This is a genomic window from uncultured Methanobrevibacter sp., from assembly GCF_947169325.1.
In the GTDB taxonomy this organism is placed as follows: domain Archaea; phylum Methanobacteriota; class Methanobacteria; order Methanobacteriales; family Methanobacteriaceae; genus Methanocatella.
The window spans coordinates 1-9,452 of sequence record NZ_CAMVPN010000085.1 but is presented as its reverse complement, the minus strand read 5'-3'; the positions used below and the strand labels follow the sequence as shown (position 1 = coordinate 9,452).

Genomic DNA, 9,452 nt, shown 5'->3' with positions numbered 1-9,452 from the left:
GTAATAAAAAATATATAAAAATTATGAAAATTGTGGGTCGCACTCGTTAATGTCAGTTCTCATCTGAAATTGTGTTTTTCAAATGCTTCCGTTAATGTGATTTGCATTGATGGTGCTGTTTTTAAATTGCAGTCGTTAATGTGATGTGGATTTTAATTGATTCTCTTTGAGATTAACATTAACGTTTCGTATTTTCATATCAGATTTGATTTGGGGATATATATCGCGGTTCTTTTTCAGCTATGGTTTTCAAGAGGAGGTCGTTAATGTAAAAAAAAGAAATGGTGTGGTGTTGGCTAAAAAGATATTTAATATATCTTTTTAACGTCTTCAGGTTTGATTATAATGTCTTTGCGTCTGTACCTTACGGAGATATCATCACCGTTTATTGCATAAACCTGACTGGAATAGGTTTCTCCATCATGTTTAAAGATGATTTCATCTCCTTTTTTAAGCACCATGTCAGCATTGCCCATTTTGATTTTGATGTTTTCCCTTGCAGGTTTAGGTTTGATTGTTTCAATGACCGGTTTTGCGACTTCAGGTTCAGGTACTCTTTCAACGGTCTTCATTAGTCTGCGGGTGTTTTCTTCCCTTATTGCATCTTCATCGTAGAACGGTTCGTATTCCTCTCCGAATTCGTCATGGGTTTCATTGATGATCGGTTCATATTCATCTACATATGCATCTTCATAGTCATTGACTGTTCTGATGTAGTTTTCTTCCAAATCTGCAATAGGCTCTGTTTCAGGTTCACTTGGCCTGATTTTCTCTTTGACGTCCTGGAAGAGTCTTGATCCTCTGATGGTATTTGTTATTTTAGCCAAATCCTTCCTGTAATCGAGTTCGTTTTCTTCCTGTTTTGGTGTATATAGGTTAGTGTCATCATTCGGTTCTTTGATTTCATCTATTTTGGTAGGTGATTTCAGTGTTGGCTGTTTGATTTCTTCTTCGGAGTTTAGAACAGCATCAGTAATGCCTTCGCTTTCTGAAAATCCAATTTCATCTTCTTTTTCCTCTTCAATTTCCTGTGAAGCGTTGGTGATTGCTTCTGCAATGTCCTTTTGGGTTGCAGGTTCAGGAACTTCAGGGGTCTCTTCAACGTCGAGAACATCTTGGACGCTTTCCTTTTCGGCTTCAACATTGTCGATGATGTCTTGGATTGTTTCCTCTTTAGCTTCTGTAGAGTCGATGATGTCTTGGATTGTTTCCTCTTTGGTTTCTTCAGCTGTTTCTTCTTTAGCTTCTGCAGAGTCGATGATGTCTTGGATTGTTTCCTCTTTGGTTTCTTCAACGGTTTCCACTTTGCTTTCTGCTGAATCGATGATGTCCTGAATGCTTTCACCGCTTTCCTCTTCAGCTTCAGCATTCAAAAGCTCGCTAATTTCATCATCTGCAAGGATCTCTTCGATAAGCTTTTCTTCAACTTCGTCATTTTCCTGTTTTTTGAGGATGCTTTCCTTGATTTCGGTTGTGTCTTCAGCTTTGGTTTCAATTTTTTGAGATTCCTTTTCCCTTTCGCTGTCTTTTCTTTTTGATTCTTTAATGAGTTCATCAATGGTAAATAAATCTTTCAATTCATGTTTTTCATTTTGTTCGTTATTGGATGTCATAATATCAATCTGATTTTGAGTCATTGGTTCGTGAAATTTTTTAACTTCATTTTCATAATCAATAAGTACCTGATTTGGAGATTCGTATTCTATGTTTTGAGGAGTGCTTGTCTTGATTTCCTCTGCTGGATAATTGTCTTTTGGCGCTTCTTGAGTAGTGTAGTTCAGGTTTGGTTGGGAGAGTCGGTTTTTATCGGAATCATTTTTATTTCCAAAAGAAAATAATCCTTTTTTATTTTCCTTTGAAAGTGATGGTTTATCATCTTTTCCTAATTCTGCATTTCCATAGTGTCTTTTAACGCCAACAGCGGCGACTGCGCCTATTACAAATATGGCTATCCATAGTAATATAGTAATTCCGTTCATATTATCCCAACTTAAATCCCTAGTTTATATTATTATTTATATATGTAAAATCATTAATTATAAATATTTTCATGCAAATTAAAATTCTGCCTGTTTTTGTTTAGATTAGCTATTAAACAATTATAATTCATTTGATTAAAAATAGAGTCTTTTAAAATTTGGTGATTTAAAAAATTATGTCTGTTTTTAGGTTTTCATAGGTCTGAATTTTTGCCATTTATTATTTTTTGCTTTAATGAAAAATTAGCAATTTTTTTAAAACATTCATTTTATATATTTTTAAAATAATATATAAATTAGATTAATGTTTATGAGGATTAATCATGGTTGTTAAAATTAATGAAAACTATCTTAAATTGAAAAGTAGCTATCTCTTTGTAGAGGTTGCAAGAAGAGAAGCGGAATTTGCAAAGGCAAACCCTGATGCAGACATAATCAAAATGGGTATTGGGGATGTAACCAAACCTTTGGTTCCTGCTGTTGTAAAAGCATTCAGGGATGCAGTAGATGAAATGGGTGACGGCGAAACCTTCATGGGATACGGACCGGAACAAGGTTACGAATTTTTGGCTAAAGCCATCATTGAAAATGACTACGCTCCGCTGGGAGTCTCCCTTGACACATCAGAAGTCTTCATCAGTGACGGCGCAAAATGTGACACTGGAAACATTCAGGAAATATTCGGAATCGACAACAGGATAGCAGTTACCGATCCTGTCTACACTGTATATGTGGATACAAACGTAATGGCCGGAAGAACCGGTGAGATGGGCGATGATGGAATGTATGACGGTTTGACTTACCTCAAATGTAATGCTGAGAACGGATTTGTTCCAGAACTTCCAGCAGAACCTGTTGACATAATCTACTTGTGTTATCCTAACAACCCTACAGGAACCACCCTTACAAAAGACCAGCTCAAAGTCTTTGTGGATTGGGCAAGGGACAACAATGCAATAATACTCTTCGATGCCGCTTATGAAATCTTCATAAGAGAGGAAAACGTGCCTCACAGTATATATGAAATCGAAGGTGCAAAGGATGTTGCTATTGAATTCAGAAGCTTTTCCAAAACCGCAGGATTTACCGGAACACGCTGTGCATACACAGTTGTACCTAAGGAATTGAAAGGATTTGACAGCGAAGGCAATGAAGTGGAAATCAATCCGTTATGGAACAGAAGACAAACCACAAAATTCAACGGTGCATCATATCCTGTCCAAAGGGCTGCTGAAGCGACATACTCCGAAGAAGGCAGAAAACAGATTCTGGATGTCGTTGACTACTACATGGAAAACGCCAAAGTCATAAGGGAAAGCCTTACAGACATGGGGCTTGAAGTCTACGGGGGAGTAAGCTCACCTTACATATGGGTAAAGACACCAAACGACATGGACTCCTGGGCATTCTTTGACTTATTGCTCCACGAGGCCAACGTAGTCGGAACTCCAGGTTCAGGTTTCGGTCCAAGCGGTGAAGGATACTTGAGGCTTACTGCATTCAACACTTTGGAAAACACCAAAGAGGCAATGGATAGAATTTCAAAACTAGAATTTTAGGTGTTAAATTTGAAAGCAAAATTCGAAAAACCCGTAGAGATAGAACAGGGTGATTCATTCAAGATGATTTTGTCCAAATATGGTGCCGTTGCTTTGGATAAACAGGAAAACTTATCCGATTTATTGGGAGAAGAAACAGGTGAATTGGACTTGGAAAAGGGAGTTTTAAGTTTCAAGGACTTTGACCTTCCCATACAGGTCATCGGATTTTTCACAGAAGAGATGAACCAGTGGGCATGGGCATGGGACAATGAGGAAATATTCGGCGCGGATCTCATCAAATCCGCCCTCCAAATGAAAGCCATTGGGGATGAATTCAATATACCTCAACTTACCACTCCAATATTCGAGACTGATTTGGATACCTGCCATAATCTGGCAATGGTTACAACAGGAGTTTTGGACTTGGATGCATATTATGCAGTGCCTGAAGATGGCCTTGCAATATTTGTGGCAGTCAATTCCGATTTAATCAAGGAAAACGATTCTCCCGAAAAGTTCAGAGTCAACTTTGCAATCTTCCAGAAAAACTTCAATGTTTTCGCCAAAGTTGCATTCGAATCATATACAAAGCTTAAGGGATACATCTACAAGCCTCATGATGACTTTGCGGTTGCAAAAATAGGTGAAAGCAGAGTCATTGTCGGATTTACCGAAAGGGGAAACGTAACTCATATCCAATTGCTTTTGGAAGAAGATTAGTGATAGCATGAATCAGGATTTGGCTGAGGAAATCGAATACATGAAAGATTTACTTGCTAAATCTGGATTTTTCGATGAGGACGAAATCATTGAGATAATGGAAGAGCAGTTTATCGATGAGGAAATCGACTTTTCCGATTTCAGCGTTACATTGAATGATTTCGACAACATTAATTTTAATAAACTGGAAAATGTTTTTGAAGCTCTGGCAGCCGAAGATATCGTTGCAATCCACAACTGCGGATTCGATATTGAAGAGGGGGTTGCCGATGCTTTTGAACTTTTTGTTCATCTAAGAAACAATAAATTCAACCCCGAAGGCTTTTGCTTCTACACCTTTGAGGATGTTGAGGATGCCATTTGGGATGATAAGTTAAAGATTACTTTCGGGGATTTCGAAGGCAGTGAAGAAAAGGCATTGGAAATAGGCAAGATTGTTGCCAAATGTCTCTCTCAGGAATTCTCAATAGACTGGGATGAAACCATAAATGACCAAATAGAAATAAGCCCATTTAAATGGGACAAATCCTTCAATGGCGAAAAGGAATACGAAATTGAAGGGGCATACGAAACTTATGTTAAAAAAACAGGTGATTAAATGAATATTCGTTCACTAAAATTAATTCGTGAAGTTATTGTTAACTCAGGCAAATTGGTTTCTGTTGAAATCTCACAGGACTCCATATATCTTGAATTCGACGATGTGGAGTTGGGAGTTCCGAAGGAAACTGAGGATTTCACATTAACAGTTCGCTTTGCGGCCGATTCATTTATCACAGTATTCTACGATAATATTTGGGATATTGAATTTTTAGCGAAATATAACTTCAAAAGCAAATTATTGAGTGAAGAGGTTTTATTTGACATTGAGGAAATTAAGTTTGTCGATTTTGAATATCTCAACAACTTTTTCCATGATTTCAAAAAGGAAAAAACAATTTCAGTCGTTGATGACTTCGATATTCATAATATCCGCAACGATTTTTTCATGCTGGTAAGAACAAAGGAAATAGCTATTGTCGTTGGTGGAAATCAGATGGATTTCTTCACCAGGGAAGAGAGATTGGATGACGCTTCACTTAGGGAGCTTTCCAACCAATGGATGCTTTACCTTTTAAAATATCATCAGAAAAGAAACATTCTCATAAAGGATCCTATGTGCGAAAACCATCCTTTGATGAATACCAAAAAATAATATTATCTTATTTTTTCTTTAAATACTAAAAAAAGTAGTTTAATAGATATTTCGGTTACCCGGTAACAATATCTATTATAATTATTGAATCTTATTTTTTAATGCGGCAGGATTCCTTTAATGGTATCAACCACATGCCAGACTGAAGACACGACTGGGTTATAATCTTTGTTGTGAATGTTTTCTATTTCATTTTCAACCTGAGTGTCTATCTCTTTTAAGAATGTTTCATTCTTGTAGTCTTGGTCTGTGAAATAATGGACCTGCACGGTATAATTGCTGTCCTCTTTGGAGAATACGTAATTCACTCCTACAGGAGTCCATACTGTATCATTATCTCGTGACGGATTTTTGAAATACTGTTTTGAAACTTCAACTCCGTTTAAAGTTAAATTTTCATTTTTAAGAACTTTATATCCTCCGTCTTCCATGGACTTGAAGGTCTTTTCGGATATCGATGTAATCTTATCTTCAGGCCAGTCATCCCAATGGTCTATGATGATATATCCGTTGGTGAGTGCATTCTCGGTTTTGGCCTCGTCTGCTGAATTCAGTTTGTCAGTAGTATTCCATGATTCAGGCACAATGACAGTACTGTGTCCGAATTCAATTGTTTCATCATTGTGGAAACTTAAAAAATTGTTGATACTGTTAATGTTAATTGCAATAAATATGATTAAAATAATGACTAAAAACCCACGTACCTTGTCTTCTTTTCTCATTTTTTTCCTCCTTTATGCACAGTTTTAGCCCATTTTCTTTCTTTTCTTGTCATCATTGTGTACATGGTTAAGAAAAACAATGGAATTAAATGGAAACAATAAATGTAATACTTGATGAAATCCTTAATGAATTCCACGACTCCAAGTCTGTCCCTTAAAAGTGCAGCGATAAGGCCTGGGAAAAATGCGACTGCAGACAGGATACCTACAAACAAAGGAGCTTCCATTCTAATCAAAGTCGTATTCTGGAAGAAGAACCATGAAATAGCATTAAATATTGTGATAACGAATCCGAAAAAGATCAGCAAGTTAAAACTGTAAAATGAGATGTGTTCGATAACATTGAACTTTTTCAGGATAGGGATGTCTGAGTGTATAATCTGTGGAAGATAAACGAACAATGTTTCAAAGTTTCCAATAGCCCATCTTGTTCTTTGTCTAAAGAAGGCTCTCCAATCTGTAACTGCTTCCTGATATACAGCACATTCACCGCAGTAACGTATTTTTCCACCTTGAAGAATGATTTTGATTGCGAGGTTCAAATCCTCGGTTACCGCAAATCCGTCCCATTTTCCGGAATCGATAATGGCCTGTTTTTTCACGAACTGGCCGTTTCCACCTAAAAAGCCTGTAAATTGCAAATTGTCCTTTGCAATAAGGGTATTTCCGAATGTTGTAAATTCCACATGCTGCATACGTGCTAAAAAGTTTTCATTCTTATTGAACATTTTAACTCTTGACTGCACTCCTGCAATGTCATCGCTGAGGTATTTTACAATTGTCATCAGGTAATCTGTTTTGATTTGGGTATCTGCATCGAAAACGCCTATGATTTCACCACGGGATAATGTCAAAGCATCATTTAAAACGAAACCTTTGCCCTTTCCGGATCTTGGAGGGTGTCTTGTAACGATTTTAAGCTGAGGATATTCCTTTTTTAATTCCGCTAGGATTTCTCCGGTTCTGTCGGTGGAACCGTCATTTACAACAATCAATTCGTATTGTGGTTCGCCGTCTTTGTGGTATTCAGATTGGCATACGCTTTTTACGGTTTCTCCGATTGTGTATTCTTCATTGTGAGCAGGAATGAAAATGCTGATGAAAGGAAGCTCTTCCATAGGTGGAGTGCCCTTTTGCTTTTTGAGACTGACGAGTGAGTTTATAAGCATAGGTACAGTCGGAATTAAGATTACCCATTGAAGCCAGGTTGCATTTCTGGATAGGAGAGCTATTATAATCAATGAAACACATAAAATTAAAAGCAAACTTGAATCTGATTTTTCAATTAAAAGCTCAGTACTTTTTTCCTGTATTTTGGATTTTGCTTCAGCTACATTCTGCTGAGTTCTTTCATGCTTTTTTAAAGCAACGGCCATTGCCCTTTGCACTTCCCCTTCTTCAAGAGGTCTGAGTAGATATCCATAAGAACTAAGCATAAGTTCATCGACAGTGTCATTGAAGGTCATTCCTATGACATCTATTCTTGGAATATGGTACATCTCCAAATCATTGCTTAATTCAAGCAAATCCAAATCCGGAATTTCAGTATCCAAAAGTATTAGGTTAGGTGATAATTCATCAAGCTTTCTGAATATATCCTCTTTTCTTGATGTTGAGCCTACGAAATCATAATCGTAGTTTTCAACATACTCTTGAATTTCACCTATCAGTTCCTTGTTTGAACTTATTAGGAATATTTTTGGCTTTCCTTCTATTAATTGAAATTCAGTCATGTTTCTCAGTTATTCTGTAAATCCTGTTGCATCAGTATAGTCTTTTTCGTCACGTTGTGCTCTTTTGATTGTTATCTTGAGAGTCCTGTCTAATTTGTTAATGTCATATGGTTTGGAAACGAATCCGTATGATCCTTTCACATTTGATTTTTCAAAGGTATCAGTATCGGTGTTTGCTGTCAAGTAAATGATTGGAATGTTGAATTCTGAAATAACTTCTGCTGCTTCAATACCTTCCATGTCTCCTTTTAATTTAATGTCCATTAATACGACGTCTGGTGTTGTTTCTGCTGCGGTATCGATAGCATCTTGTCCGGTATCAACAGTATCTACAATTTCATAACCTAATTCTTCTACACTGTATTTCATATCGAGTGCTGTAATTGCTTCGTCTTCTACAATTAAAATTCTTTCGTTCATGTTATCCTCTCATTTAATATAAAAATTTTGTTTTTCATTTTATTTAAAATTTATAATATATTATCCCTCAATTGTATGTTCCATATCTAACGGGAATGTAAGTTTGTATCCTGTTCCATGTTCATGTTGAATCAATTCGATTTTACCGTCTAACTGTTTTGTGAGATTTTTAATAATTTCACATCCCAGGTTTTTGGTAATCTTTTCTGGATTGTCGATACCTACTCCATTGTCCTTGAGGATTAATACTCCTGTTTCCTCGTCAACTTTAGATATCTGTTTTAATATCTTCTTGTTAAGTATGCTTTTATCTGGGAATGCATGTTTGATTGCATTCATTGTCAATTCATCAATAACCAAAAGCAGTGGTGTAATTACTTCAATAGTTAGGTTGATGTCATCATCCACGTCAGATTCAAACTCAATACCGTCTCTTAGGCCGATTAAACCTCTCAATTGACTGTCTTGGTCTACAATATACTCTTTCAAGTTAATGTTTTTAAAGTCAGTGGTATTGTATGTTTTTTCATGCAGAATGGCCAGTGAAGACAATCTTGACTGCATATGGTCAATGATTATGTTAGGTTTGTTCTTATAAGCTCTTTTTTCCAGGTTCAGGAAACTGTTAAGCACTTGGAGGTTGTTTTTTACTCTGTGGTGAACCTCTTTAATGAGGATTTTTTGGTGCTCGTTTGCATCCCTAAGCTCTTGCTGTTTGACTCTTTCTTCTGTAATGTCATTTAAAAATCCGATACTGTGGGTATCAGCACCGTAATTAAACCTTTCAAGGTATAATTCGCACATCTTTTGATTGTTTGGATTTCCGCCTACATTGTAAGTAAAGCTTACTTCAACCTCATCGACTTCCCCTTCAATCAATTGTAGTAATCTGCATTTCACATCTTCTTCAACGATATTCTCAAAGACTTTGCGGCTATGATGATAATCTTCCGGAGGGATTTCAATCATTTCATAAAATCCTTCTGAAAACTCATATTTTTTCACACGCAATGGTTCGATGAGCAAGGCCAATTTCTTGTTGTTTTTAAAACCTTTTAACAGGAAATCAACTGGCCTAGTCATTTTTCTATCTGAATCGGTACTCACGTCTTTTATTAAACCATAACGGTTTATCAAGTCAC

At 36.6% G+C, this 9,452-nt stretch carries 9 protein-coding genes; 4 read left to right on the top strand and 5 right to left on the bottom strand.

The features are described 5' to 3' along the window. Positions 1-308: 308 nt before the first annotated feature. Positions 309-1,979 carry a hypothetical protein gene (locus Q0W26_RS10085; RefSeq protein ID WP_298524755.1) on the bottom strand — a complete coding sequence of 557 codons (1,671 nt, stop codon included), beginning with the start codon at positions 1,977-1,979 and terminating at the stop codon, positions 309-311. A 323-nt stretch (positions 1,980-2,302) separates the two neighbouring features. Between Q0W26_RS10085 and Q0W26_RS10080 the strand changes: the two genes are divergently transcribed. Genes Q0W26_RS10080 through Q0W26_RS10065 form a run of 4 tightly spaced genes read left to right on the top strand, consistent with a single transcriptional unit; the run spans position 2,303 to position 5,435 of the window. After that, positions 2,303-3,538: an LL-diaminopimelate aminotransferase gene (locus tag Q0W26_RS10080; protein ID WP_298524752.1), complete on the top strand. Its 1,236-nt coding sequence runs from the start codon at positions 2,303-2,305 to the stop codon at positions 3,536-3,538. Between the two features lie 9 nt (positions 3,539-3,547). Then, on the top strand, positions 3,548-4,240 hold the full coding sequence (locus tag Q0W26_RS10075; RefSeq protein WP_298524749.1) for a DUF6882 domain-containing protein: 693 nt from the start codon (positions 3,548-3,550) through the stop codon (positions 4,238-4,240). A gap of 7 nt (positions 4,241-4,247) precedes the next feature. After that, a complete protein-coding gene (locus Q0W26_RS10070; RefSeq protein WP_298524746.1) occupies positions 4,248-4,838 on the top strand; it encodes a DUF6891 domain-containing protein in 591 nt (196 codons plus the stop codon). Continuing rightward, positions 4,839-5,435 carry a hypothetical protein gene (locus Q0W26_RS10065; protein WP_298524744.1) on the top strand — a complete coding sequence of 199 codons (597 nt, stop codon included), beginning with the start codon at positions 4,839-4,841 and terminating at the stop codon, positions 5,433-5,435. Between the two features lie 98 nt (positions 5,436-5,533). Here the strand turns inward: Q0W26_RS10065 and Q0W26_RS10060 are convergent, their stop codons facing one another. From Q0W26_RS10060 to Q0W26_RS10045, 4 genes are all read right to left on the bottom strand, one after another. Next, positions 5,534-6,157, bottom strand: coding sequence for a hypothetical protein (locus Q0W26_RS10060; RefSeq protein ID WP_298524741.1), 624 nt, complete (start codon positions 6,155-6,157; stop codon positions 5,534-5,536). Next, complete coding sequence (locus Q0W26_RS10055; RefSeq protein ID WP_298524738.1) at positions 6,154-7,890, bottom strand: glycosyltransferase; 1,737 nt, start codon at positions 7,888-7,890, stop codon at positions 6,154-6,156. The genes Q0W26_RS10060 and Q0W26_RS10055 overlap by 4 nt, the downstream gene beginning before the upstream one ends. Before the next feature lie 9 nt (positions 7,891-7,899). After that, positions 7,900-8,310 (bottom strand): response regulator, encoded by a 411-nt coding sequence (locus Q0W26_RS10050; protein WP_298524735.1) that lies wholly within the window; start codon positions 8,308-8,310, stop codon positions 7,900-7,902. 60 nt (positions 8,311-8,370) lie between these two features. Then, a partial coding sequence (locus Q0W26_RS10045) for a sensor histidine kinase (protein ID WP_298524733.1) occupies positions 8,371-9,452 on the bottom strand: 1,082 nt, incomplete at its 5' end.